The 22,684-nt window shown below is 61.5% G+C and carries 21 protein-coding genes and 1 pseudogene; 13 read left to right on the top strand and 9 right to left on the bottom strand.

Features of this window, described 5'->3' with window-relative positions; translation table 11 throughout:
• Positions 1-36: 36 nt before the first annotated feature.
• The 3 genes from M5B96_RS01515 to M5B96_RS01505 are packed head-to-tail and all read left to right on the top strand — an operon-like array spanning position 37 to position 3,101.
• The gene (locus M5B96_RS01515) at positions 37-1,218 is read left to right on the top strand and encodes an amino acid ABC transporter permease (RefSeq protein ID WP_248794740.1); all 1,182 of its coding nucleotides are present in this window, start codon (positions 37-39) and stop codon (positions 1,216-1,218) included.
• A gap of 10 nt (positions 1,219-1,228) precedes the next feature.
• Positions 1,229-2,326 carry an amino acid ABC transporter permease gene (locus M5B96_RS01510; protein WP_248794739.1) on the top strand — a complete coding sequence of 366 codons (1,098 nt, stop codon included), beginning with the start codon at positions 1,229-1,231 and terminating at the stop codon, positions 2,324-2,326.
• 10 nt (positions 2,327-2,336) lie between these two features.
• Positions 2,337-3,101, top strand: coding sequence for an amino acid ABC transporter ATP-binding protein (locus tag M5B96_RS01505; protein ID WP_248794738.1), 765 nt, complete (start codon positions 2,337-2,339; stop codon positions 3,099-3,101).
• A gap of 64 nt (positions 3,102-3,165) precedes the next feature.
• Here the strand turns inward: M5B96_RS01505 and M5B96_RS01500 are convergent, their stop codons facing one another.
• Positions 3,166-3,405, bottom strand: coding sequence for a hypothetical protein (locus M5B96_RS01500; RefSeq protein ID WP_248794737.1), 240 nt, complete (start codon positions 3,403-3,405; stop codon positions 3,166-3,168).
• Positions 3,406-3,618: 213 nt separating this feature from the next.
• Between M5B96_RS01500 and M5B96_RS01495 the strand changes: the two genes are divergently transcribed.
• From M5B96_RS01495 to M5B96_RS01480, 4 genes are all read left to right on the top strand, one after another.
• Complete coding sequence (locus M5B96_RS01495; protein ID WP_248794736.1) at positions 3,619-4,278, top strand: FadR/GntR family transcriptional regulator; 660 nt, start codon at positions 3,619-3,621, stop codon at positions 4,276-4,278.
• Complete coding sequence (locus tag M5B96_RS01490) at positions 4,268-5,575, top strand: CynX/NimT family MFS transporter (RefSeq protein ID WP_248794735.1); 1,308 nt, start codon at positions 4,268-4,270, stop codon at positions 5,573-5,575. The genes M5B96_RS01495 and M5B96_RS01490 overlap by 11 nt, the downstream gene beginning before the upstream one ends.
• A 102-nt stretch (positions 5,576-5,677) precedes the next feature.
• Positions 5,678-6,148, top strand: a complete 471-nt coding sequence (locus tag M5B96_RS01485; protein WP_248794734.1) for a nuclear transport factor 2 family protein — start codon at positions 5,678-5,680, stop codon at positions 6,146-6,148.
• Positions 6,149-6,194: 46 nt separating this feature from the next.
• Positions 6,195-6,524, top strand: coding sequence for a GIY-YIG nuclease family protein (locus M5B96_RS01480; RefSeq protein WP_248794733.1), 330 nt, complete (start codon positions 6,195-6,197; stop codon positions 6,522-6,524).
• Between the two features lie 230 nt (positions 6,525-6,754).
• Here the strand turns inward: M5B96_RS01480 and M5B96_RS01475 are convergent.
• A pseudogene (locus tag M5B96_RS01475) lies at positions 6,755-7,103 on the bottom strand (hypothetical protein).
• 150 nt (positions 7,104-7,253) lie between these two features.
• On the opposite strand from M5B96_RS01475, the gene M5B96_RS01470 reads away from it, so the two are divergent.
• Positions 7,254-8,195, top strand: a complete 942-nt coding sequence (locus M5B96_RS01470; RefSeq protein WP_248794732.1) for a glutathione S-transferase family protein — start codon at positions 7,254-7,256, stop codon at positions 8,193-8,195.
• Here the strand turns inward: M5B96_RS01470 and M5B96_RS01465 are convergent.
• Both M5B96_RS01465 and yejK read right to left on the bottom strand, forming a co-directional pair.
• Positions 8,170-8,523 (bottom strand): glutaredoxin family protein, encoded by a 354-nt coding sequence (locus M5B96_RS01465; protein ID WP_248794731.1) that lies wholly within the window; start codon positions 8,521-8,523, stop codon positions 8,170-8,172. The genes M5B96_RS01470 and M5B96_RS01465 overlap by 26 nt on opposite strands.
• Positions 8,524-8,526: 3 nt before the next feature.
• Positions 8,527-9,534, bottom strand: a complete 1,008-nt coding sequence (gene yejK / locus M5B96_RS01460; protein ID WP_191485545.1) for a nucleoid-associated protein YejK — start codon at positions 9,532-9,534, stop codon at positions 8,527-8,529.
• Between the two features lie 388 nt (positions 9,535-9,922).
• Between yejK and M5B96_RS01455 the strand changes: the two genes are divergently transcribed.
• The gene (locus M5B96_RS01455) at positions 9,923-10,204 is read left to right on the top strand and encodes an HU family DNA-binding protein (RefSeq protein WP_040064476.1); all 282 of its coding nucleotides are present in this window, start codon (positions 9,923-9,925) and stop codon (positions 10,202-10,204) included.
• A gap of 88 nt (positions 10,205-10,292) precedes the next feature.
• Here the strand turns inward: M5B96_RS01455 and rlmF are convergent, their stop codons facing one another.
• From rlmF to M5B96_RS01430, 5 genes are all read right to left on the bottom strand, one after another.
• Positions 10,293-11,321 (bottom strand): 23S rRNA (adenine(1618)-N(6))-methyltransferase RlmF, encoded by a 1,029-nt coding sequence (gene rlmF, locus M5B96_RS01450; protein ID WP_248794730.1) that lies wholly within the window; start codon positions 11,319-11,321, stop codon positions 10,293-10,295.
• A gap of 238 nt (positions 11,322-11,559) precedes the next feature.
• On the bottom strand, positions 11,560-14,406 hold the full coding sequence (locus M5B96_RS01445; protein ID WP_248794729.1) for a valine--tRNA ligase: 2,847 nt from the start codon (positions 14,404-14,406) through the stop codon (positions 11,560-11,562).
• Positions 14,407-14,764: 358 nt separating this feature from the next.
• Positions 14,765-15,181 carry a DNA polymerase III subunit chi gene (locus M5B96_RS01440; protein WP_248794728.1) on the bottom strand — a complete coding sequence of 139 codons (417 nt, stop codon included), beginning with the start codon at positions 15,179-15,181 and terminating at the stop codon, positions 14,765-14,767.
• A gap of 8 nt (positions 15,182-15,189) precedes the next feature.
• Positions 15,190-15,618, bottom strand: coding sequence for a DNA polymerase III subunit chi (locus tag M5B96_RS01435; RefSeq protein WP_248794727.1), 429 nt, complete (start codon positions 15,616-15,618; stop codon positions 15,190-15,192).
• Positions 15,619-15,675: 57 nt separating this feature from the next.
• A complete protein-coding gene (locus M5B96_RS01430; protein ID WP_248794726.1) occupies positions 15,676-17,166 on the bottom strand; it encodes a leucyl aminopeptidase in 1,491 nt (496 codons plus the stop codon).
• A 467-nt stretch (positions 17,167-17,633) separates the two neighbouring features.
• Between M5B96_RS01430 and lptF the strand changes: the two genes are divergently transcribed.
• The 4 genes from lptF (at position 17,634) to lepB (ending at position 22,636) form a co-directional block, all read left to right on the top strand.
• Positions 17,634-18,752: an LPS export ABC transporter permease LptF gene (gene lptF, locus M5B96_RS01425; RefSeq protein ID WP_248794725.1), complete on the top strand. Its 1,119-nt coding sequence runs from the start codon at positions 17,634-17,636 to the stop codon at positions 18,750-18,752.
• On the top strand, positions 18,745-19,806 hold the full coding sequence (lptG, locus tag M5B96_RS01420; RefSeq protein ID WP_248794724.1) for an LPS export ABC transporter permease LptG: 1,062 nt from the start codon (positions 18,745-18,747) through the stop codon (positions 19,804-19,806). Before lptF ends, lptG begins: the two co-directional genes overlap by 8 nt.
• 170 nt (positions 19,807-19,976) lie before the next feature.
• Positions 19,977-21,776 (top strand): translation elongation factor 4, encoded by a 1,800-nt coding sequence (lepA, locus tag M5B96_RS01415; RefSeq protein ID WP_177099692.1) that lies wholly within the window; start codon positions 19,977-19,979, stop codon positions 21,774-21,776.
• Positions 21,777-21,781: 5 nt separating this feature from the next.
• Complete coding sequence (lepB, locus tag M5B96_RS01410; protein ID WP_248794723.1) at positions 21,782-22,636, top strand: signal peptidase I; 855 nt, start codon at positions 21,782-21,784, stop codon at positions 22,634-22,636.
• The last annotated feature ends 48 nt before the right edge of the window (positions 22,637-22,684 follow it).

Below are 22,684 nucleotides of genomic sequence, written 5' to 3'. Positions count from 1 at the left end.
GGCGATGTTCTTGTTCCGTTTTTCCTGGGGCACTTCATGCAAAATAAAATCGGCGCACCCAAGCAGAGACTCAGTCTCAGCGACCCCAAAGTGCGTGCGTGGCTATTTCAGATCATCACGATTGTCGCGGTGGTCTCGTTGGGCTGGTATCTGTTTCACAATACCCAGACCAACCTGCAACACCGGGGCATTACCTCGGGTTTCGGCTTTCTTGAGCGCAGTGCCGGGTTCGGCATCGCCCAGCACCTGATCGACTACACCGAATCGGACAGTTACTCCCGGGTGTTTGTCATCGGTCTGCTCAACACCCTGCTGGTGACGGTGATCGGTGTCATCCTGGCGACCCTGCTGGGTTTCATCATCGGCGTCTCGCGACTGTCGTCGAACTGGGTGATCAACAAGCTGGCCACCGTCTATATCGAGGTGTTCCGTAACATCCCGCCGTTGCTGCAGATCCTGTTCTGGTACTTCGCGGTGTTCCTGACCATGCCGGGACCGCGCAACAGCCATAACTTCTGGGACATGTTCTTCGTCAGCAGCCGTGGCCTGAACATGCCGGCGGCCATTGCTTCCGCCGGATTCTGGCCGTTCGTGGCCAGTGTCGTGGTGGCCATCGTGGCGATCGTGCTGATGAGCCGCTGGGCGACCAAGCGCTTCGAAGAAACCGGCGTGCCGTTCCACAAGTTCTGGGTCGGCCTGGCCTTGTTCCTGGTGATCCCGGCGTTGTCGGCCCTGGTCTTCGGCGCCCCCGTGCACTGGGAAATGCCCCAGCTGCAAGGGTTCAACTTCGTCGGCGGCTGGGTATTGATCCCTGAACTGCTGGCCTTGACCCTGGCCCTGACGGTGTACACCGCGGCGTTTATCGCCGAGATCGTGCGCTCGGGTATCAAGTCGGTCAGCCATGGCCAGACCGAGGCGGCGCGTTCCCTCGGCCTGCGCAACGGTCCGACCCTGCGCAAGGTGATCATCCCGCAAGCCCTGCGCGTGATTATTCCGCCGCTGACCAGCCAATACCTGAACCTGGCGAAGAACTCGTCCCTGGCCGCCGGTATCGGTTACCCGGAAATGGTTTCGTTGTTTGCCGGTACGGTGTTGAACCAGACCGGGCAGGCCATTGAAGTCATTGCCATCACCATGAGCGTGTACCTGGCGATCAGTATCAGCATTTCCCTGCTGATGAACTGGTACAACAAGCGCATTGCGCTGATCGAGCGGTGAGGAAACGCCCATGAGTTCGCATACTTTCAAACCCGACATGCCACCGCCGAGCAACAGTATCGGCGTGGTGGCGTGGATGCGCGCCAACATGTTCTCCAGCTGGCTCAACACGCTGCTGACCCTGTTCGCCTTCTACCTGATCTACCTGATCGTCCCGCCGCTGCTGCACTGGGCCATCCTGGACGCCAACTGGGTTGGCACCACCCGCGCCGACTGTACCAAGAGCGGCGCCTGCTGGGTGTTCATCCAGCAGCGTTTCGGCCAGTTCATGTATGGCTACTACCCGCCCGTGCTGCGCTGGCGCGTGGACCTGACCGTGTGGCTGGCGGTGATTGGCGTGGCGCCGTTGTTCATCCCGCGCTTCCCGCGCAAGGCGGTCTACGGCCTGGGCTTCCTGGTGCTGTACCCGATCGTCGCCTTCACCCTGCTGCGCGGCGGCTACCTGGGCCTGCCCAGCGTTGCCACCACCGAGTGGGGCGGCCTGATGCTGACCCTGGTCATCGCTACCGTCGGTATTGCCGGGGCCTTGCCGCTGGGGATCATGCTGGCGTTGGGACGGCGTTCGAACATGCCGGCGGTGAAGGTGGTCTGCGTGACCTTCATCGAGTTCTGGCGCGGCGTGCCGTTGATCACCGTGCTGTTCATGTCCTCGGTGATGCTGCCGTTGTTCCTGCCTGAGGGCATGAACTTCGACAAGTTGCTGCGGGCGCTGATCGGCGTGATCCTGTTCCAGTCGGCCTATGTCGCCGAAGTGGTCCGTGGTGGCCTGCAAGCCATTCCCAAGGGCCAATACGAAGCGGCTGCCGCCATGGGCCTGGGTTACTGGCGCTCGATGGGCCTGGTGATTCTGCCGCAAGCCTTGAAACTGGTGATCCCGGGGATCGTCAACACCGTGATTGCGCTGTTCAAGGACACCAGCCTGGTGATCATCATCGGCCTGTTCGACCTGCTCAACAGCGTCAAGCAAGCTGCCGCCGACCCGAAATGGCTGGGCATGGCCACCGAAGGCTACGTGTTCGCCGCCCTGGTGTTCTGGATTTTCTGTTTTGGTATGTCCCGCTATTCCATGCATTTGGAACGCAAGCTGGACACAGGCCACAAGCGTTAGGAGTTTTGTCATGAGTCAAGCGATCAAACAGCCTGTGGGTCCTGAAGGCATTATTCAGATGCAGGGCGTGAACAAGTGGTACGGCCAGTTCCACGTGTTGAAAGACATCAACCTGAACGTCAAGCAGGGCGAGCGTATCGTCCTCTGCGGCCCGTCGGGTTCGGGCAAATCGACCACCATCCGCTGCCTCAACCGTCTGGAAGAGCACCAGCAAGGCCGCATCGTGGTCGATGGCGTGGAACTGACCAACGACCTCAAGCAGATCGAAGCGATCCGTCGTGAAGTCGGCATGGTGTTCCAGCACTTCAACCTGTTCCCGCACCTGACCATCCTGCAGAACTGCACCCTGGCACCGATGTGGGTGCGCAAGATGCCCAAGCGCGAGGCGGAAGAAATCGCCATGCATTATCTGCAGCGCGTGCGTATCCCGGAGCAGGCTCACAAGTTCCCGGGCCAGTTGTCCGGTGGTCAGCAGCAGCGTGTGGCGATTGCCCGTGCGTTGTGCATGAAGCCGAAAATCATGCTGTTCGACGAACCGACCTCGGCGCTCGATCCGGAAATGGTGAAAGAGGTACTGGACACCATGATCGGCCTGGCCGAAGACGGCATGACCATGCTCTGCGTAACCCACGAAATGGGCTTCGCCCGTACCGTGGCCAATCGCGTGATCTTCATGGACAAGGGCGAAATCGTCGAACAGGCGGCGCCGAACGACTTCTTCGACAACCCGCAGAATGATCGGACCAAGCTGTTCCTGAGCCAGATCCTGCATTGATCGGCTGACGTTGAATGAAAAACCCGGACCTGGTCCGGGTTTTTTTTGCCTGGGTTTTTATTGATCAGGTGAGTGGGTGTCGATCCAAAGGGCGCCTCGACTGATAAATAAGCTCATCGCTGGCGTCTGAATAGCGCTGGGCGCTTTCAGGGGCAAGCTCGATCTCCGAGCAGGCCTCGCACTGCCAGCCCGACAGTCCGAGGACTGATTTTCTCAGCGCTTTGAGGTCGACCTCGAAGTCCCGACCTTCAAACCAATGCATGACGTTGTTCGTGCCACAGCTGACGCAATCCTGTCGTTTCATGACTCGCTCTCCTTGAAGGAGACAACCGGAGACCCGCCAGCAAGGCGGTAACCATTGATGTAGTGGATCTGAACGCTACCTTCTCAGGGTGATTTTTAGATAGGTGACGGATTCCCTATTTATTGTGGGAAACGTTGGTTCTTGAGTTCTCAGTCAGGTTTGCAGTAACCTTTTGTTCAATTCATCCTATGATTGGATGTCAGGGCGATTTTCATGTCTCAGAGCATTCCCCTTATCAAGCGCTCCCTGGTCGACCAGGCCCTGGAGCAATTGCGCGACCGCATCAGCCGTGGCGCCTGGGCCGTGGGCGCGCGGTTGCCCACCGAGCCGGAACTGGCCGCGGAGCTGGGCATCAGCCGCAACACCATGCGCGAAGCCCTGCGGGTGCTGGCGTTTTCCGGATTGATCGAGATCCGCCAGGGCGACGGCAGCTACCTGCGGGCGACCATCGATCCGCTGACGACCATGCAGGCGTTGTCGCGCTGCTCCCTCGACCAGGCCCGTGAGACCCGGCACAGTTTCGAGGTCGAGGCCGTCGGCCTGGCGGCGCTGCGGCGCACCGAGGAGGATCTCAGGGGATTGCGCGAGGCGCTGCACACTGCCGGTGACCACTATCACGGCGATCTCGACAGCTACATCAATTGTGACCTGGTGTTTCACCAGCGTCTGATCGACGCCGCGCACAACCCGATGCTCAGCGAGCTGTATCGCTACTTTTCCAGTGTGATTGCCGGTGCGTTGCGCCAGACCCTGGATATCAACCCCCGGCGTCAATCGGTGTTCGACCTGCATGTGGCCCTCCTCGAAGCGGTGGAGCAGCAGGACCCGGAGCGCGCCAAGGCCTTGTGCCGGAGCTTGATCAATGAACCTTGAAAGTGAGAGACCCATGTCCCGTGCTCCTGAGGAACCCGGCAGCGCCTCGCGTCCGGTCGAGCTCGACCGACTGCTGATCGATGCCGAGGCCGATGACGATCTGGTCCAACAGCAGCATCCAGTGTTGCGTCGGCCCTGGTTGTTGCTGCTGGGCCTGGTGCTGGTGGCCCTGAACCTGCGTCCGGCGCTGTCGAGCATGGCGCCGTTGCTCGGCGAGGTATCCCGCAGCCTGGGCTTGTCGGCGGCCAAGGCCGGTCTGCTGACTACCTTGCCGGTGCTCTGCCTCGGCCTGGCGGCGCCGCTGGCACCATTGCTGGCCCGGCGTTTCGGCAGCGAGCGGGTGGTGCTGGGCATCCTGCTGACCCTGGCCGGCGGGATCATCCTGCGCAGTTCCCTGGGCGAGTTCGGTCTGTTTGCCGGCAGCGTGTTGGCGGGCGCGAGCATCGGAGTGATCGGCGTGCTGTTGCCCGGTATCGTCAAGCGCGACTTCGCCAAGCAGGCCGGGACCATGACCGGTGTCTACACCATGGCCCTGTGCCTGGGCGCGGCACTGGCGGCGGGGGCGACGGTGCCGCTGAGCCAGCACTTTGCCGGGAGCTGGTCGATCGGCCTGGGTTTCTGGGTTTTGCCCGCGCTGCTGGCGGCGATGTTCTGGTTGCCGCAAGTGGGGCAGAAACACGGTGCCCATCACGTGGCCTACCGTGTGCGCGGTTTGCTGCGCGATCCATTGGCCTGGCAGGTCACCCTCTACATGGGTCTGCAATCGTCCCTGGCCTATATCGTCTTTGGCTGGTTGCCCTCGGTGCTGATCGGGCGCGGCCTGAGTGCTACCCAGGCGGGGATCGTGCTGTCCGGATCGATTCTGATCCAGCTGATCAGTTCATTGGCGACGCCCTGGCTGGCGACGCGGGGCAAGGATCAGCGGCTGGCGATTGTCGTGGTGATGGTGCTGACCTTGGGTGGTCTGTTCGGTTGCCTGTATGCGCCGCTCGAAGGGCTCTGGGGCTGGGCGATACTGCTCGGCCTGGGGCAAGGCGGGACCTTCAGCCTGGCGCTGACCCTGATTGTGTTGCGCTCGCGCGATGCCCATGTGGCGGCGAACCTGTCGGGCATGGCCCAGGGCATCGGCTACACCCTGGCGTCCATGGGGCCGTTCGCGGTCGGGCTGGTGCATGACCTCAGCGGTGGTTGGGATGCGCTGGGCTGGATCTTCGGCGTGATCGGCCTGGGTGCCATCGTCTTCGGGCTCGGGGCCGGCCGGGCGCGTTATGTACAGGTGACCAGCGAAAAACTCTGAATCACCCCACACTCCCGGTATTCGGAGTGCGAATGCCGATAGTCAGCCGGACATTTGCGGACTATCGTGCAGGCGATCCCTTTACCTGCACGGAGCCCGTTCATGAGTGATGCCCACAGCGCGTTGATTACTGAGTTCTATAAAGCGTTCCAGCGGCTGGATGCCGAGGCCATGAGTGCCTGCTACACCGAGGATGTGGTGTTCAGTGATCCGGCGTTCGGCGAGTTGCGTGGCCGTGATGCCGGCGATATGTGGCGCATGCTGACCACCCGGGCCAAGGACTTCTCCCTGACCTTCGACAATGTCCGTGCCGACGAGCGTAGTGGCGGTGCCCATTGGGTCGCCACCTATCTGTTCAGACAGACTGGCAATACCGTGGTCAACGATATCCATGCGCGGTTTGTCTTTCGCGACGGCAAGATCTGCGAGCACCATGACCGCTTCGACCTGTGGCGCTGGTCGCGTCAGGCGCTGGGGACCAAGGGCTTGTTGCTGGGCTGGACGCCGCTGGTCAAGAACGCTGTGCGTGCCCAGGCGCTGAAAGGCTTGAAGGCCTTCCAGGCGAGCCGTTAGGTTCTGCTAAGATCGCGGCCCCGTCAGCGATCAAACCCTTTGCCACGTGAACATCAGCGAAACGCCGAGTGCCGAAACCGAGCCGGCAGCGCCCGCGGTCAAACCCTGGTTTGTCTACCTGGTGCGTGCCGCCAATGGTGCGCTGTATTGCGGGATCAGCGATGATCCGCAGCGGCGTTTTGCCTCGCATCAGAGTGGCAAGGGCGCGCGCTTCTTCCATTCCAGCCCGGCGGTCGCGCTGGTGTATGTGGAGGCCTGTCGCGACAAGGGCGAGGCCCTGCGCCAGGAGCGCCTGATCAAGAAGTTGCGCAAGAGCGCCAAGGAAACCCTGGCGGCGGGGTTCAGTCTGGAAGCCTTTGCCGCCGGGCGGAAATGAGTTGGGACGTTTTTCGGCGTCTCATCGCAGGCCGACGCCTGGCTGTGGCTGCAATTGACGACACTGTCATGCTCGAATACGATTGATCCATCGAAGCGACTGACCGGATGAGATTGAGCGCTTCCCAGCGGTGAAAGCCGTAATCGCGCAAGGCGGTTCGAAAGTGGTGTCCGGATCTGTTTTATCGAATACGAAAAAGACGCTCATGGCGTCTTTTTTCGTTTCTCCCTCTAACGTGTGGTTGCGGTTGGTTGACGCAAGTAGACCTTACCGCACAATAGTGCAAAGGCCATTGATCCTTTCAGGTTTGGACCGCCGCCTTTTCCTTCGTAATACGCACTCTCCACTACCAGATTCAGCTCCTGCCATTGGCGCTTTTCGTGCGCGGCGCGTCTTACCTCAAAAAAGACATGATAAGGCCCGCTCGGGTCTTCGATTGGAGAAGGTTATATGTTCGCGCAAATCACGTTTGGCCAACTGGCTTGAAATCGTGAAGGTGAATGGCTCAAGGTGAGCAAAATCGTAAGTCTGACCGCCAATGGCCAGCGCTGGAAAATAGGCGGTCACTTCGGCCTCCATTCCGGTCAAACCGCCAGCTTACCCTGCCACTCTGCCTTTCGACTCCCTGGCAATTGATATCGTTGATGAGACGGCATCAGGCTGGCTGGGTAGGCCGCCCACGATTTGCAGGCTAAGCTGCAGGTTCTTATTTGCCCGGCGGACTCCAGCATGTCTGAGTTGATTCTTCATCACTACCCGACCTCTCCCTTTGCCGAAAAGGCCCGCTTGCTGCTGGGGTTCAAAGGGCTCTCTTGGCGCTCGGTGCACATTCCGCCGATGATGCCCAAGCCCGACCTGACCGCGCTGACCGGCGGCTACCGGAAAACCCCGGTGTTGCAGGTCGGTGCCGATATCTACTGCGACACCGCCTTGATCGCCCGCCGCCTGGAGCAGGAAAAAGCCACGCCGCGGCTGTTCCCCCAGAGCCTGGAAATGGTCGCGGCAACCTTCGCCGCCTGGGCCGATTCGGTGGTGTTCAGCCATGCGGTCAGCCTGGTGTTCCAACCCGAGTCGGTAGCCGTGCGTTTTGCCCGCTTGTCCCCGGAGCAGATCAAGGGCTTCATGATCGACCGCGCCGGGCTGTTCAGCGGTGGTTCGGCTGCACGTGTACCGTTGGAGTTGGCCAAGCACCAGTGGCCGGTGTTCATGGCGCGGCTGGAGCAGCAGTTACAGCATGAGGAGGGCGACTTCCTGTTCGGCGAGCCGTCGATTGCCGATATCGCCATGGCTCATCCACTGTGGTTCCTCAAGGCGACACCGGTCACCGCGCCGCTGGTGGATGCCTATCCGGCGGTGCTCGCCTGGTTTGCCCGGGTCATGGCATTCGGGCATGGCGCGCCGAGTGAGATGAGCGCCGAGCAGGCCTTGCAGGTAGCCCGCGAGTCGACGCCGGCCGTGCTTCCTGATGAGCTTTTCAACGATCCGAACGGCTTTGTCGCCGGCCAGCCAGTAATCGTCTCGGCGACCGATTATGGCGTCGATCCGGTGGCGGGCGAGTTGCTGTTTGCCGGTCGCGAAGAGTTGATCGTGCGGCGCGAGGATGAGCGCGCGGGTGTAGTGCATGTGCACTTCCCGCGGCTCGGCTTCAGGATCGAAGCGCGGCCAGAATAGCCTCTGGCTCATAGCCGCGAATCAAGGTGCCGTTCACGTCCAGCATCGGGATCCCGCCGCCGCCCAGGGCCTGGTAGGTCTTGCGCGCGGCGGCGTCTTTCTCGATATCGAATTCCTCGTAGGGAATGCCTTTCTGGTCGAGAAAACGTCGGGTCTGCTTGCAGTAGCCACACCAGTCGGTGGCGTAGAGCACCACCCGGGCCTTGGCTCGGGTCTGTTCCGAGACCACCTGGTCCGGATGGAACACCCGCTCGATCTTGCCCCAGTTCTGATAGACCACCACCACCAGCAGGATCAGCAGGACCTTCTTCAGCATGCCTGTGAGCATGACTCAGTCCTTGCGTCGCTTGAGCTGATCGGTCAACTGGGTCGGCAGGCCCTTGATGATCAGGGTCCCGGCCTCTTCGTCATACTCGATCTTCGAACCCAGCAAGTGCGCCTCGAAGCTGATGGACAGGCCTTCGGCACGCCCGGTGAAGCGACGGAACTGGTTCAGGGTGCGTTTATCCGCCGGAATTTCCGGCGACAGGCCGTAATCCTTGTTGCGGATATGCTCGTAGAACGCCCGTGGACGATCTTCGTCAATCAGTCCGGAGAGCTCCTCCAGGCCCATCGGCTCGCCCATCTTCGCCTGGCTGCTGGCGTAGTCCACCAGGGTCTTGGTTTTTTCCCGGGCATCGTCCTCGGGCAGGTCTTCGCTTTCGACGAAGTCGCTGAAGGCCTTGAGCAGGGTGCGGGTTTCACCCGGACCATCGACACCTTCCTGGCAGCCGATAAAGTCGCGGAAATACTCCGAAACCTTTTTCCCGTTCTTGCCTTTGATAAAGGAAATGTACTGTTTCGACTGCTTGTTGTTCTGCCATTCGGAGAGATTGATCCGCGCCGCCAGGTGCAATTGCCCCAGGTCCAGGTGGCGCGACGGGGTCACGTCCAGCTCGGCGTTCACCGCCACGCCTTCGCTGTGGTGCAGCAGGGCGATCGCCAGGTAGTCGGTCATGCCTTGCTGGTAATGCGCGAACAGCACATGTCCACCGACCGAGAGGTTGGACTCCTCCATCAGCTTTTGCAGATGTTCGACGGCAATCCGGCTGAACGCGGTGAAGTCCTTGCCGCCGTCCAGGTATTCCTTCAGCCAGCCGCTGAACGGATGCGCGCCGGACTCGGCATGGAAGAAGCCCCAGGCTTTGCCTTGCTTGGCATTGTAGCTTTCGTTGAGGTCGGCAAGCATGTGCTCGATGGCCTGGGATTCGGCCAGTTCGGAGTCACGGGCATGCAGGACCGCGGGGCTGCCGTCGGGCTTTTTGTCGATCAGGTGGACGATGCAATGACGGATCGGCATAGGTATCTCGGCTGATTTGTCAGGGGGAAGGCGGGCTCCCCGGAAAAGCGACCAGTGTACCGCACCCACGGGTTGAATCCGCTTTTGCACGGTCGTTCGGGTGGGATGAGCGGTTTCAGACAGTTTTTTTTTCGAAAACGAGCGCAAAAGCTGACCAAATGGCTAGGTAGAGGCGGATATTTCCCCGTCTCTGTGCTAGTTTTGCCCGGTCTTGCGCTCGGTAACGGCGCAAAGCGTGCATTCAGCAGGTGTCACGTCGAACCAAACCCCAATTCTGCTATCTACATCTGCGATCCGTCGTGGTTGTTAGCAGGGGGCACAAGGCTGGTTCGATGGCTGACACTGCACTCTGCAATCCAAATGAATTTGATAGGGAAGGAACATCTCAATGGCTATTACCAAAGACCAACTGATCGCCGATATCGCCGAAGCTATCGACGCGCCGAAAACTACCGCGCGTGCCGCTCTGGACCAACTGGCCCAGATCGTTGCTGATCAATTGGAAAACGGCGGCGAAATCACTCTGCCAGGCGTTGGCAAACTGAAAGTGACCGAGCGCCCTGCCCGTACCGGCCGTAACCCGTCGACTGGCGCTGCCATCGAAATCCCTGCCAAGAAAGTGATCAAGCTGGTTGTGGCCAAGGTTCTGACCGACGCTGTAAACAAGTAAGATGCACTGAAACCGTGCCCCGGGGTCTGTCCGGGCACGGTTTTTTTTCGCCTGTGGAAAAGCGTTGGGTGCCTGAACGGGACGTGGTTCAGCCGTCAGGTCGGCTCCAGCGCTCCTGACGCCACGTTTGCCGCTGCACCTGATCCTGGAAGGTCCAGGCGACGAAACGGCTCTGTTTCTGCCCCTGGGACATTTCCACCACCTGGCGCTGCAGGATACCGGCTTTTTTCAGCGCGCTTTCGATCGCCGGCAGGTTGGAGGCCTTGGACACCAGGGTGCTGAACCACAATACCTGCTGGCCGAGGGCGGCGCTTTCGGCGATCAGTTGGGTCACAAAGCGTATTTCACCGCCTTCGCACCACAATTCCGACGTTTGTCCACCGAAGTTCAGTATCGGCAGTTTGCGCTGCGGATCGGCCTTGCCCAGGGCGCGCCATTTGCGTCGGCTGCCATTTTGCGCTTCGTCCAGGGAGGTATGGAACGGCGGGTTGCACAGGGTCAGGTCGAAGCGCTCAGAGCTTTCCAGCAGGCCGTTGAGGATCTGCTTCGGCTGGCTTTGCAGGCGCAGGCCGATGGCCTTGTTCAGGCCGTTGGACTGGACGATGGCCTTGGCCGCGGCCAGGGCGGTGGGATTGATGTCCGAACCGAGAAACTGCCAGCGGTAGTCGCTGTGGCCGATCAGCGGGTAGATGCAGTTGGCGCCGACACCGATATCCAGCACGCGTACAGCCGCGCCTCGGGGGATCACGCCTTCGTTGTCCTCGGCCAGCAGGTCGGCGAGGAAATGCACGTAGTCGGCCCGGCCCGGTACCGGCGGGCAGAGGAAGTCCGCCGGAATATCCCAGTGGGCGATGCCGTAGAAGTTCTTGAGCAGGGCACGGTTGAATACACGCACGGCGGCCGGGTCGGCGAAGTCGATGCTTTCCTTGCCGTAGGGATTGAGAATCACAAAGCGGCCCAGTTCTGGGCAGCCCTTGATCAATTGCGGGAAGTCGTAGCGGCCCTGATGGCGATTGCGCGGATGCAGGCTGGCTTTTTCACGCGACTCGACGGCCTTGGCCGGGGGCGCGGGCTTGGGCTTCTTGCGTGGGGCTTTGGGTTTGCTCGGGGCGGTCATGGGCAGGGTCGATTCGGGCAGGGCTTTGATTGGCGGGTATTGTCCCATAAGGACCGTGGGAGCGGTGCTTGCCGGCGAAGCTTTTAGCGGTATCACTGGCTTCTTCGTGGCGGTGCGGAGATCCGACAAGCTCCGCTCCCACAGGTTTTGTGGGGCCTGCAAGAAGTCTGTTCAGGGCTGCATGTGGGCATGAAAAAGGGAGGCCCGAGGGCCTCCCTTTTTCAGTCAATCACCAGGCTTACAGGCTGGCGATCCGCGCATGTTGCTCGGCCAGCTTGCCCAGGGCCTGTTCGGCCTCGGTCAGTTTGGCGCGTTCCTTCTCGATGACTTCGGCCGGAGCCTTGTCGACGAACGCGGCATTCGACAGCTTGCCGCCGACCCGCTGCACTTCACCTTGCAGGCGCTGGATTTCCTTGTCCAGACGCGCCAGTTCGGCGGCCTTGTCGATCAACCCGGCCATCGGTACCAGCACTTCCATCTCGCCGACCAATGCGGTGGCGGACAGTGGGGCTTCGTCGCCGGCCGCCAGCACGGTGATCGATTCGAGCTTGGCCAGCTTCTTCAGCAACTGCTCGTTCTCGCTCAGGCGCCGCTGGTCCTGGGCATTGACGTTCTTCAGGAACAACGCCAGTGGCTTGCCCGGGCCGATGTTCATCTCGGCGCGGATGTTGCGCACGCCAAGCATCAGGCCCTTGAGCCATTCGATATCGTCCTCGGCAACCGGGTCGATCCGCGCTTCGTTCGCCACCGGCCATGGTTGCAGCATGATGGTCTTGCCCTCGGCACCGACCAGCGGCGCCAGGCGCTGCCAGATTTCCTCGGTGATGAACGGCATGAACGGATGTGCCAGGCGCAGGGCCACTTCCAGCACGCGCACCAGGGTGCGACGGGTGCCGCGCTGGCGTTCGACCGGGGCATTCTCGTCCCACAGCACCGGCTTGGACAGTTCCAGGTACCAGTCGCAATACTGGTTCCAGATGAACTCGTACAAGGCCTGGGCGGCCAGGTCGAAACGGAACTGGTCGAGCTGGCGGGTCACTTCGGCTTCGGTGCGCTGCAACTGCGAGATGATCCAGCGATCGGCCAGGGACAGTTCGAAGGCTTCGCCGTTCTGGCCGCAGTCGTCGCCCTTGTCGAGCACGTAGCGCGCGGCGTTCCAGATCTTGTTGCAGAAGTTGCGATAGCCTTCGACGCGGCCCATGTCGAACTTGATGTCACGACCGGTGGACGCCAGCGAGCAGAAGGTGAAGCGCAGGGCATCGGTACCGTAGCTGGCGATGCCCTCGGCGAACTCGGCGCGGGTCTGTTTTTCGATGGCTTTCTGCAATTTTGGCTGCATCAGGCCGGTGGTGCGCTTCTGCACCAGGGCTTCGAGTTCGATGCCGTCGATGATGTCCAGCGGGTCAAGGACGTTGCCCTTGGACTTGGACATCTTCTGGCCCTGGCCATCACGTACCAGGCCGTGCACGTAGACGGTCTTGAACGGTACCTGCGGGGTGCCGTCCTCGTTTTTCACCAGGTGCATGGTCAGCATGATCATCCGGGCGACCCAGAAGAAAATGATGTCGAAACCGGTTACCAGCACGTCGGTGGGGTGGAAGGTCTTGAGGAAGTCGGTCTGCTCCGGCCAGCCCAGGGTGGAGAAGGTCCACAGGCCCGAACTGAACCAGGTGTCGAGGACGTCGTTGTCCTGTTGCAGCGCCACGTCCGGGCCGAGGTGGTGCTTGGCGCGGACTTCGGCTTCGTCGCGCCCGACATAGACCTTGCCCGACTCGTCGTACCAGGCCGGAATCCGGTGGCCCCACCACAGCTGGCGGCTGATGCACCAGTCCTGGATATCGCGCATCCAGGAGAAGTACATGTTTTCGTATTGCTTGGGCACGAAGGCGATGCGGCCGTCTTCCACGGCGGCAATGGCCGGCTCGGCCAGGGGCTTGGTCGACACGTACCACTGGTCGGTCAGCCACGGCTCGATGATGGTCCCGGAGCGGTCGCCCTTCGGCACTTTCAGGCCGTGGTCGTCAACGCTGACCAGCAGGCCGGCGGCCTCGAAGGCGGCAACGATCTGCTTGCGCGCTTCGAAACGGTCGAGGCCGACGTATTGCGCCGGGATCTTGCCGTCGATGCTGTCGTTCAGCGTACCGTCGAGGTTGAACACCTGGCAGGCCGGCAGGATGGCGGCGTTTTTGTCGAAGATGTTCAGCAGCGGCAGGTTGTGGCGCTTGCCGACTTCGTAGTCGTTGAAATCGTGGGCCGGGGTGATTTTCACGCAGCCGGTGCCGAATTCAGGGTCGCAATAGTCGTCGGCGATGATCGGGATGCGGCGGCCGACCAGCGGCAGCTCGACAAATTTGCCGATCAGCGCCTTGTAGCGTTCGTCTTCCGGGTTTACCGCCACGGCCGAGTCGCCGAGCATGGTTTCCGGACGGGTGGTGGCGACGATCAGGTAGTCCAGGCCGTCGGCGGTCTTGGCGCCGTCAGCCAGTGGATAACGCAGGTTCCAGAGGAAACCTTTCTCGTCGTGGTTTTCCACTTCGAGGTCGGAGATCGCCGTGTGCAGCTTGGTGTCCCAGTTGACCAGGCGCTTGCCGCGATAGATCAAGCCATCTTCGTGCAGGCGCACGAAGGCTTCCTTGACCGCTTCCGAGAGACCGTCGTCCATGGTGAAGCGCTCGCGGCTCCAGTCCACGGACGAACCCAGGCGGCGGATCTGCCGGCTGATGTTGCCACCGGATTGATCCTTCCATTCCCAGACCTTTTCCAGGAACTTCTCGCGCCCCAGGTCGTGGCGACTCTGGCCCTGGGCTTCGAGTTGGCGTTCCACCAGCATCTGCGTGGCGATCCCGGCGTGGTCGGTGCCCGGCTGCCACAGGGTGTTGCGCCCCTGCATGCGGCGGAAACGGATCAGGGCGTCCATGATCGCGTTATTGAAACCGTGGCCCATGTGCAGGCTGCCAGTGACGTTCGGCGGCGGGATCATGATGGTGTAGGCGTCGCCGGTACCTTGCGGGGCGAAATAATTCTCGGACTCCCAGGTCTGGTACCAGGAAGTTTCAATGGCGTGCGGCTGGTAGGTCTTATCCATGCGCGGCGGGACCCTTAGGCATTAATTCAGGAAAGCCGGCAAGTATAACGGGGATATGGCGCGGGGCGTAGAGCGAGGTGAGGGCGGCTGGCACAAAAATGCCCGCTGGCGGGCCAGTCTCGGTCAGCTCAGAGCGTTTGAAGCCGAGCGCGGTCCTGTGGCGAGCGGGCTTGCCCGCGTTCGGCTGCGCAGCAGTCGTATAACTGGCCACCTCGCTGTACCTGATACACCGCAATCGCTGGTTTTAGGGCCGCTTCGCAGCCCTGCGCGGGCAAGCCCGCTCGCCACAAATCCTGGTCAGGCTTGAGAGCGTTGTGGAGGGGGAAAGCCCTGCTTCTACCAAGGAGGGCGAATGGGGTCAGGAAGGATATTGGCTGAGCAGGCGTTCCATGCGGGCATCCAGGCGACGCTTGATCTCGGTCTCGATATGCGGGGCGAAGTCGTCGATCACGTCCTGCATGATCAATTGCGCGGCGGCGCGCAGTTCGCTGTCCAGATGCAGCAGGGCGTCCTGGCTCTTCTGTTTGGCCGGTTCCGCCGCGACGACTGGCGGTGTCGGTTTGGGCTCGACCACCGGCGTGGCAACCACCTCGGGCTGCACCTCGACCTTGGTTTTATTACCTACCATGTCGAACAACAGGGGGATCTGTCCTTCACTGGCGACCGTTTCGGTCAGTAGCGGCGGTTGCAAGGTGTCGTCGCCCAGCAGTTTGCGGATCGATTCGAGCTCGTCCAGCAGGGGCGCGGCTTTTTGGGGTTGTCTTGGAGTGTCCATCGGGGTGCTCAAAGTCGCTGTAGACGGTGATCTTGCAGAGGATAGCCCTGTTCGCGGTAGAAGCGGAAACTCTCCCGCGCCGCTTGACGAATAGCCGGGTCTTCGACCACCACTTCCGCTACGCGGGCAAAGCGCGAAGCAAACGGCGGTACCTTCATATCGAGGTTCACCAGCAGGTCCTGATGCGTGCCAGGATCTTCGCCCAGGCCCAGGACCACGCGGCCTTCCGGTTCGTTTTCCGCCGGGCCGTGGGGAATGAAGCTTTCGCCCTTGAACTGCCACAGGCGGGCGTCCAGGTCGTCGCGCTGGGCGCTGTCACGGCAATGCAGGTAGACCTTGTGCCCCAGGCGCCAGGCCTTTTCGGTCAGCTTGCAGGCAAAGTCCAGGCGCGCCAAAGGGGCCGCGCTGGGAAGGATATAGAAGTCGACTTGGGTCATAGGGGGTTCCGGATTCCGGGCGCCGTCGTTGACCGACGCCGCCCGGCAGGCTCAGGTTCAGGCCTTGGCGCGGTCAAGCAGGTACTGGGTCAGCAGGGGCACCGGCCGACCGGTGGCGCCTTTGTCCTTGCCGCCGCTGGTCCAGGCGGTGCCGGCGATGTCCAGGTGCGCCCAGTTGAACTGCTTGGCAAAACGCGACAGGAAGCAGGCCGCGGTGATGGTCCCGGCTTTCGGCCCGCCGATGTTGGCGATGTCGGCGAACGGGCTGTCCAGCTGTTCCTGGTACTCATCGAACAGCGGCAGCTGCCAGGCACGGTCGTCGGCCTGGCGGCCGGCGCTGAGCAGTTGCTCGATCAGTTCGTCGTTGTTGCCCAGCAGGCCCGAGGTGTGGGCGCCGAGGGCGACCACGCAGGCGCCGGTCAGGGTGGCGATATCGATCACCGCCTGGGGCTTGAAGCGTTCGGCGTAGGTCAGTGCATCGCACAGAACCAGGCGGCCTTCGGCGTCGGTGTTGAGGATTTCCACGGTCTGGCCGCTGAGGGTGGTGACGATGTCGCCCGGACGGGTCGCGCCACCGCTCGGCATGTTCTCGGCACAAGCCAGGATGCACACCAGGTTGATCGGCAACTGCAGGGCGAGCACGGCGTGCAGGGTACCGAACACGCTGGCGGCACCGCCCATGTCGTATTTCATCTCGTCCATGCCCAGCCCCGGCTTGAGGCTGATGCCGCCGGTGTCGAAGGTGATGCCCTTGCCGACCAGGGCGAACGGCTTCTCGGATTTCTTGCCGCCGTTGTATTGCATGACGATCAGGCGTGGCGGCTGGTCGCTGCCCTGGCCCACGGCATAGAACGAGCCCATGCCCAGTTCCTTGATCTTCTTCTCGTCAAGGATCTCGACCTTCAGGCCTTTGTTCGCCTTGCCGAGGTTCTTCGCCTGTTCGGCGAGGTAGCTCGGGTGGCAGATGTTTGGTGGCAGGTTGCCCAGGTCGCGGGTGAAGGCCATGCCGCCGGCGATGGCGCGGGCGTGGCTGACGGCGCGTTCGACTTCGGCTTGCGCGGCCTTGATGGTCACCAGGGTGATTTTCTTCAGGGCGCGCGGTTCGGCCTTCTGGCTCTTGAACTGCTCGAAGCTGTATTCACCGTCCAGCAGGCTTTCGGCCAGCAGGCGGGTCTTGCCGTAGCTGTCGCGGCCCTTGACCACCACTTCATCGAGGGCGAGCACGGCGTCGCTGCCGCCCAGGCCCTTGAGGGTGGCGAGGATCGAGGCCACGGCTTTGCGGAACGGACGATCGCCGAGTTCGGCGTCCTTGCCCACGCCCACCAGCAGCACGCGTTCGGCCTTGAGGTTGGGCAGGCTTTGCAGCAACAGGCTCTGGCCGACCTTGCCGGCCAGGTCGCCGCGCTTGAGGATGGCGCTGATGGCGCCGCCGCTGAGTTCGTCGACTTTGCTGGCGACCGTGCCGAGTTTACGGCCTTCGCCTACGGCGAGTACCAGGGTGGCGGTTTTCAACGTTTCTGGGCTGACGCTTTTTACAACCAGTTCCATGTCCGGGTCCCTGAATATTAAGGTCGAAGGGCGCAGAGACAGCTCTGCGCCGGGGCGGGGCGACGCAATGGCGTGGCCTCCGGCAAAGGCCGCAGTTTGAACCTCGGCGCTGGCCGGGGGCAAGTCCCAATACCGAGGAGCAAATTGTCCAGTTCACGGGCATTCAATCTCGAGCGCGCAAGATAACCTGTGGGAGCGGTGCTTGCCCGGGAAGCTTTTGCTGACCTTTGGGGCCTCTTCGCGGATAAAACCGGCTCCCACACTGCCCGCTGTCAAGCCAGGCGTTTGCGTGCGACTGAATACGGCACTGCAATAAGGCGGGCGCTGTAGGCAAGTGCGCAGTGACAGCCGGGAGCAATCACAGGATAATGCGCCTCTTTTTGCAGGACCCGCCGCGGCGAGCCCTCTGTCGGTGCCTATGTTTGCTTGTTCGGCCACCTTAGCCTGACAACCCTGGAGTGTCTGGTTTGATTGTTTTTCGTTATCTGTCCCGCGAAGTCCTGATCACCTTGAGTGCGGTCAGCGCCGTGCTGCTGGTCATCACCATGAGCGGGCGTTTCGTCAAGTTCCTCGCCCAGGCCGCCTCGGGTCAATTGGATCCGGGCTCGCTGTTCCTGATCATGGGCTTCCGCCTGCCCGGTTTCCTCCAGCTGATCCTGCCGCTGGGCCTGTTCCTCGGGATTCTGCTGGCCTACGGTCGGCTCTATCTCGAAAGCGAGATGACCGTGCTGTCGGCCACCGGCATGAGCCAGCAGCGTTTGCTCGGCATGACCATGGCGCCGGCGCTGCTGGTGGCCTTGCTCGTCGCCTGGATCAGCCTGAGCCTGGCGCCCAAGGGCGCCCTGCAGTTCCAGTTGCTGCTCAACCAGCAGGACGCGATGACCGAATTCGATACCCTGGTGCCCGGGCGCTTCCAGGAGCTCAACGATGGCTCGCGGGTCACCTATACCGAGCAACTGTCCGATGACCGGGCGAACCTGGGTGGTGTGTTCATCTCGGAAAAACGCTTTGGCGTGAACAAGAAGGATCGCGGCATTTCCGTGCTGGTGGCCGAGAAGGGGCGTCAGGAAGTGCGCCAGGACGGCAACCGCTACCTGATCCTGGAAAACGGTTATCGCTACGACGGCAGTCCGGGCATGGCCGATTACCGGGCGATCAAGTACGACACCTATGGCGTCATGTTGCCCAAGCCCGAGATCAGCGAGGAAGTCACCGACCGTGATGCGATGGCGACGTCCAGCCTGTTCGGCAACCCGGATCTGAAGGCGGTCGCCGAGTTGCAATGGCGTCTTTCGCTGCCCCTGCTGGTGTTTATCGTGACCCTGATGGCCGTGCCGCTGTCACGGGTCAACCCGCGCCAGGGCCGTTTCCTCAAGCTGCTGCCGGCGATCCTCCTATATATGGCCTACCTGACCATGCTGATTTCGGCCCGTGGTGCGCTGGAGAAAGGCAACTTGTCACCGGTGCTGGGCATGTGGTGGGTGCACGGCCTGTTCCTGGCCATCGGCCTGGTGCTGCTGTATTGGGAACCCCTGCGTTTGAAACTGGCGAGTCGTCGCACTGTGAAGGAGATGGCTCGTGGTTAAGCTCGATCGCTACATTGGCAGCAGTGTGTTCATGGCGATCCTCGCGGTGCTGGGGATCATCCTCGGGCTGGCCTCGCTGTTTGCCTTTATCGACGAGATGGGCAGCATCTCCGATACCTACACCTTGGGCGATGTGCTGAGTTTTGTGGTGCTCACGGCGCCGCGTCGGGTCTACGACATGTTGCCGATGGCCGGCCTGATCGGCTGCCTGATCGGCCTCGGCAGCCTGGCCAGCAACAGCGAATTGACCATCATGCGTGCGGCGGGGGTGTCCGTCGGGCGTATCGTCTGGGCCGTGATGAAGCCGATGCTGGTGCTGATGCTGATCGGCGTGCTGGTCGGCGAGTACGTCGCTCCGGCCACCGAGAGCAAGGCCCAGGCGGCCAAGGCCCTGGCCCAGGGTTCGGGGGACGCGCAAAGCTCGCGCAATGGCCTGTGGCATCGCCAGGGCGACGAGTTCATCCATATCAACGCCGTGCAGCCCAATGGCCTGCTTTATGGTGTGACCCGCTACCACTTCGACAGCGAGCGGCACATGCTGTCGTCGAGCTTTGCCAAGAAGGCCCACTTCGACAAGGACTTCTGGCAACTGACCGACGTCACCACCACCTATTTCCGCGACGGCCGCACCGAAGTGGTCAATGTGCCGGAGGAGCGCTGGGACGTGGCGTTGAGTCCGAACCTGCTGAGTACCGTGGTGATGGTGCCCGAAGCGCTGTCGATCAGCGGTCTGTGGAGCTACATTCACTACCTGGCGGACCAGGGCCTGGCGAACGGTCGTTACTGGCTGGCGTTCTGGGTCAAGGTCCTGCAACCGCTGGTGACCGCGGCACTGGTATTGATGGCGATTTCTTTCATCTTCGGCCCGTTGCGTTCGGTTACCCTGGGGCAGCGGGTGTTCACCGGCGTGCTGGTGGGCTTTACCTTCCGTATTGCCCAGGATCTGCTGGGGCCGTCGAGCCTGGTGTTCGGCTTCCCGCCGCTGCTGGCGGTGGTGGTGCCGGCGGCGATCTGTGCGGTGGCGGGCGTCTGGCTGTTACGCAGGGCCGGATGATGCGGCGATCGAGCGGCAAATGATCCAGGAAAAAGCCTCTGTCCAGTGACCGGGGCTTTTTTGTCCGTGCCGCCCGGCCTGTTCACGTGACGCCTTGGCCGTGCATCAGGTACAATTACCGGCTATTTTTCGGCGGGCAGTCTGCCTGCAACCTTTTTGAGTGTTGATCCGTGAGTGATTTGAGTCATATCCGCAATTTCTCCATCATCGCCCACATTGACCATGGCAAGTCGACTCTGGCCGATCGCTTCATCCAGATGTGCGGCGGCCTTGCCGAGCGCGAGATGGAAGCGCAGGTGCTGGATTCCATGGACCTCGAGCGCGAGCGCGGGATCACCATCAAGGCCCACAGCGTTACTCTGTACTACAAGGCTCGCGACGGCATCACCTACCAGCTGAACTTCATCGATACCCCCGGCCACGTCGACTTCACCTATGAAGTCAGCCGTTCCCTGGCCGCCTGTGAAGGTGCCTTGCTGGTGGTGGACGCCGGCCAGGGCGTCGAAGCCCAGTCCGTTGCCAACTGCTACACCGCGATCGAGCAGGGCCTGGAAGTCATGCCGGTGCTGAACAAGATCGACCTGCCGCAAGCCGATCCGGACCGGGTGAAGGAAGAAATCGAGAAAATCATCGGGATCGACGCCACCGACGCCGTCACCTGCAGCGCCAAGACCGGCCTGGGTGTCGACGAAGTGCTCGAACGCCTGGTGACCACCATTCCGGCGCCGACCGGCAATATCGAAGATCCGCTGCAAGCGTTGATCATCGACTCCTGGTTCGACAACTACCTGGGCGTCGTGTCCCTGGTGCGCGTGCGCCACGGCCGCGTGAAGAAGGGTGACAAGATCCTGGTCAAGTCCACCGGCAAGATGCACCTGGTGGACAGCGTCGGGGTGTTCAACCCGAAACACACCGCCACCGTCGACCTGAAGGCCGGCGAAGTGGGCTTCATCATCGCCGGTATCAAGGACATCCACGGTGCGCCGGTAGGCGACACCCTGACCCTGAGCACCACCCCCGATGTCGACGTGCTGCCGGGCTTCAAGCGCATCCAGCCGCAGGTCTACGCCGGTCTGTTCCCGGTCAGCTCCGACGATTTCGAAGACTTCCGCGAAGCCCTGCAAAAGCTCACGCTGAACGACTCCTCGCTGCAGTACACCCCGGAAAGCTCCGACGCCCTGGGCTTCGGTTTCCGTTGCGGGTTCCTCGGCATGTTGCACATGGAGATCATCCAGGAGCGCCTGGAGCGCGAGTACGACCTGGACCTGATCACCACCGCGCCGACGGTAATCTTCGAGCTGCTGCTCAAGAACGGCGAAACCATTTACGTCGACAACCCGTCCAAGCTCCCGGACCTGTCGGCCATCGAGGATATGCGCGAACCGATCGTCCGGGCGAATATTCTTGTACCGCAGGAGCACCTGGGCAACGTCATTACCCTGTGCATCGAGAAGCGTGGCATCCAGCACGACATGCTGTTCCTCGGTTCCCAGGTGCAAGTGACCTACGATTTGCCGATGAACGAAGTGGTCCTGGACTTCTTCGACCGTCTCAAATCCACCAGTCGCGGCTATGCTTCGCTGGACTATCATTTTGATCGTTACCAGTCGGCCAACCTGGTCAAGCTGGATGTTCTGATCAACGGTGAAAAGGTCGACGCCCTGGCGCTGATCGTGCATCGTGATAACGCGCATTACAAAGGTCGTGCGTTGACCGAGAAGATGAAAGAACTGATTCCTCGTCAGATGTTCGACGTTGCCATCCAGGCCGCCATTGGCGGGCAGATCGTGGCGCGGACAACTGTCAAGGCCCTCAGAAAGAACGTACTGGCCAAATGCTACGGCGGTGACGTCAGCCGTAAGCGCAAGCTGTTGGAAAAGCAAAAGGCCGGTAAGAAACGCATGAAGCAAGTGGGTAACGTGGAAATTCCACAGGAAGCCTTCCTTGCAGTGCTCAGGTTGGATAGTTAGGTCCTATGTCACTAAATTTCCCGCTGTTGCTGGTCATCGCCGTCGCCATCTGTGGTGCACTGGCGTTGTTCGATCTGGTCTTTCTGGCGCCTCGTCGGCGTTCCGCTATCGCGGCCTATCAGGGCAGCGTGACGCAGCCCGACGGCGATGTGGTCGAAAAACTGAACAAGGAGCCTTTGCTGGTTGAATACGGCAAATCCTTCTTTCCGGTGTTGTTCATCGTGCTGGTGCTGCGTTCGTTCCTGGTGGAACCGTTCCAGATTCCGTCCGGCTCGATGAAGCCGACCCTGGATGTCGGTGACTTCATCCTGGTGAACAAGTTTTCCTACGGGATTCGTTTGCCGGTGATCGACAAGAAGGTCATCCAGGTCGGTGATCCGCAGCGCGGCGATGTGATGGTGTTCCGCTACCCGAGCGACCCCAACGTCAACTACATCAAGCGTGTAGTCGGCTTGCCGGGCGATGTGGTGCGCTACACCAGTGACAAGAAGCTGTTCGTCAATGGCCAGTCGGTGGCCGAACAGCTGGTCGGCGCCGAGCCGGGCATGTTGGGCAGTGCCGAGCTCTACAAAGAGCAACTGGGCGCCGCCGAACACCTGATCCGCAAGGAAATGGGCCGCTACCGCGCGCCGCCCGATCACGAGTGGACGGTCCCGGCGGGCCACTACTTCATGATGGGCGACAACCGCGACAACTCCAACGACAGCCGCTACTGGGATGACCCGAGCATTCCCAAGGAGCTGTTGGGCATGGTTCCCGACGAGAATATCGTCGGCAAGGCCTTCGCGGTCTGGATGAGCTGGCCCGAACCGAAACTCAGCCACTTCCCGAATTTTTCCCGGGTCGGTCTGATCAAGTAACCAAACCCGGCGCTGTGAACACAGCGCCGAGTGCTTTTTCAGGTGCCG

It is taken from the genome of Pseudomonas sp. MWU13-2105, assembly GCF_023242315.1.
Classification (GTDB): Bacteria; Pseudomonadota; Gammaproteobacteria; order Pseudomonadales; family Pseudomonadaceae; genus Aquipseudomonas.
The sequence above is the reverse complement of the archived record's forward strand: the minus strand, read 5'-3'. Positions and strand labels throughout refer to the sequence as shown.

Excerpts from the sequence above, each read along its gene's own strand:
- M5B96_RS01515 (WP_248794740.1), top strand. The coding sequence starts at position 37 with ATGCAAAATAAAATCGGCGCACCCAAGCAGAGACTCAGTCTCAGCGAC.
- M5B96_RS01510 (WP_248794739.1), top strand. The coding sequence starts at position 1,229 with ATGAGTTCGCATACTTTCAAACCCGACATGCCACCGCCGAGCAACAGT.
- M5B96_RS01505 (WP_248794738.1), top strand. The coding sequence starts at position 2,337 with ATGAGTCAAGCGATCAAACAGCCTGTGGGTCCTGAAGGCATTATTCAG.
- M5B96_RS01500 (WP_248794737.1), bottom strand. The coding sequence starts at position 3,405 with ATGAAACGACAGGATTGCGTCAGCTGTGGCACGAACAACGTCATGCAT.
- M5B96_RS01495 (WP_248794736.1), top strand. The coding sequence starts at position 3,619 with ATGTCTCAGAGCATTCCCCTTATCAAGCGCTCCCTGGTCGACCAGGCC.
- M5B96_RS01490 (WP_248794735.1), top strand. The coding sequence starts at position 4,268 with ATGAACCTTGAAAGTGAGAGACCCATGTCCCGTGCTCCTGAGGAACCC.
- M5B96_RS01485 (WP_248794734.1), top strand. The coding sequence starts at position 5,678 with ATGAGTGATGCCCACAGCGCGTTGATTACTGAGTTCTATAAAGCGTTC.
- M5B96_RS01470 (WP_248794732.1), top strand. The coding sequence starts at position 7,254 with ATGTCTGAGTTGATTCTTCATCACTACCCGACCTCTCCCTTTGCCGAA.
- M5B96_RS01465 (WP_248794731.1), bottom strand. The coding sequence starts at position 8,523 with ATGCTCACAGGCATGCTGAAGAAGGTCCTGCTGATCCTGCTGGTGGTG.
- yejK (WP_191485545.1), bottom strand. The coding sequence starts at position 9,534 with ATGCCGATCCGTCATTGCATCGTCCACCTGATCGACAAAAAGCCCGAC.
- M5B96_RS01455 (WP_040064476.1), top strand. The coding sequence starts at position 9,923 with ATGGCTATTACCAAAGACCAACTGATCGCCGATATCGCCGAAGCTATC.
- rlmF (WP_248794730.1), bottom strand. The coding sequence starts at position 11,321 with ATGACCGCCCCGAGCAAACCCAAAGCCCCACGCAAGAAGCCCAAGCCC.
- M5B96_RS01445 (WP_248794729.1), bottom strand. The coding sequence starts at position 14,406 with ATGGATAAGACCTACCAGCCGCACGCCATTGAAACTTCCTGGTACCAG.
- M5B96_RS01440 (WP_248794728.1), bottom strand. The coding sequence starts at position 15,181 with ATGGACACTCCAAGACAACCCCAAAAAGCCGCGCCCCTGCTGGACGAG.
- M5B96_RS01435 (WP_248794727.1), bottom strand. The coding sequence starts at position 15,618 with ATGACCCAAGTCGACTTCTATATCCTTCCCAGCGCGGCCCCTTTGGCG.
- M5B96_RS01430 (WP_248794726.1), bottom strand. The coding sequence starts at position 17,166 with ATGGAACTGGTTGTAAAAAGCGTCAGCCCAGAAACGTTGAAAACCGCC.
- lepB (WP_248794723.1), top strand. The coding sequence starts at position 21,782 with ATGTCACTAAATTTCCCGCTGTTGCTGGTCATCGCCGTCGCCATCTGT.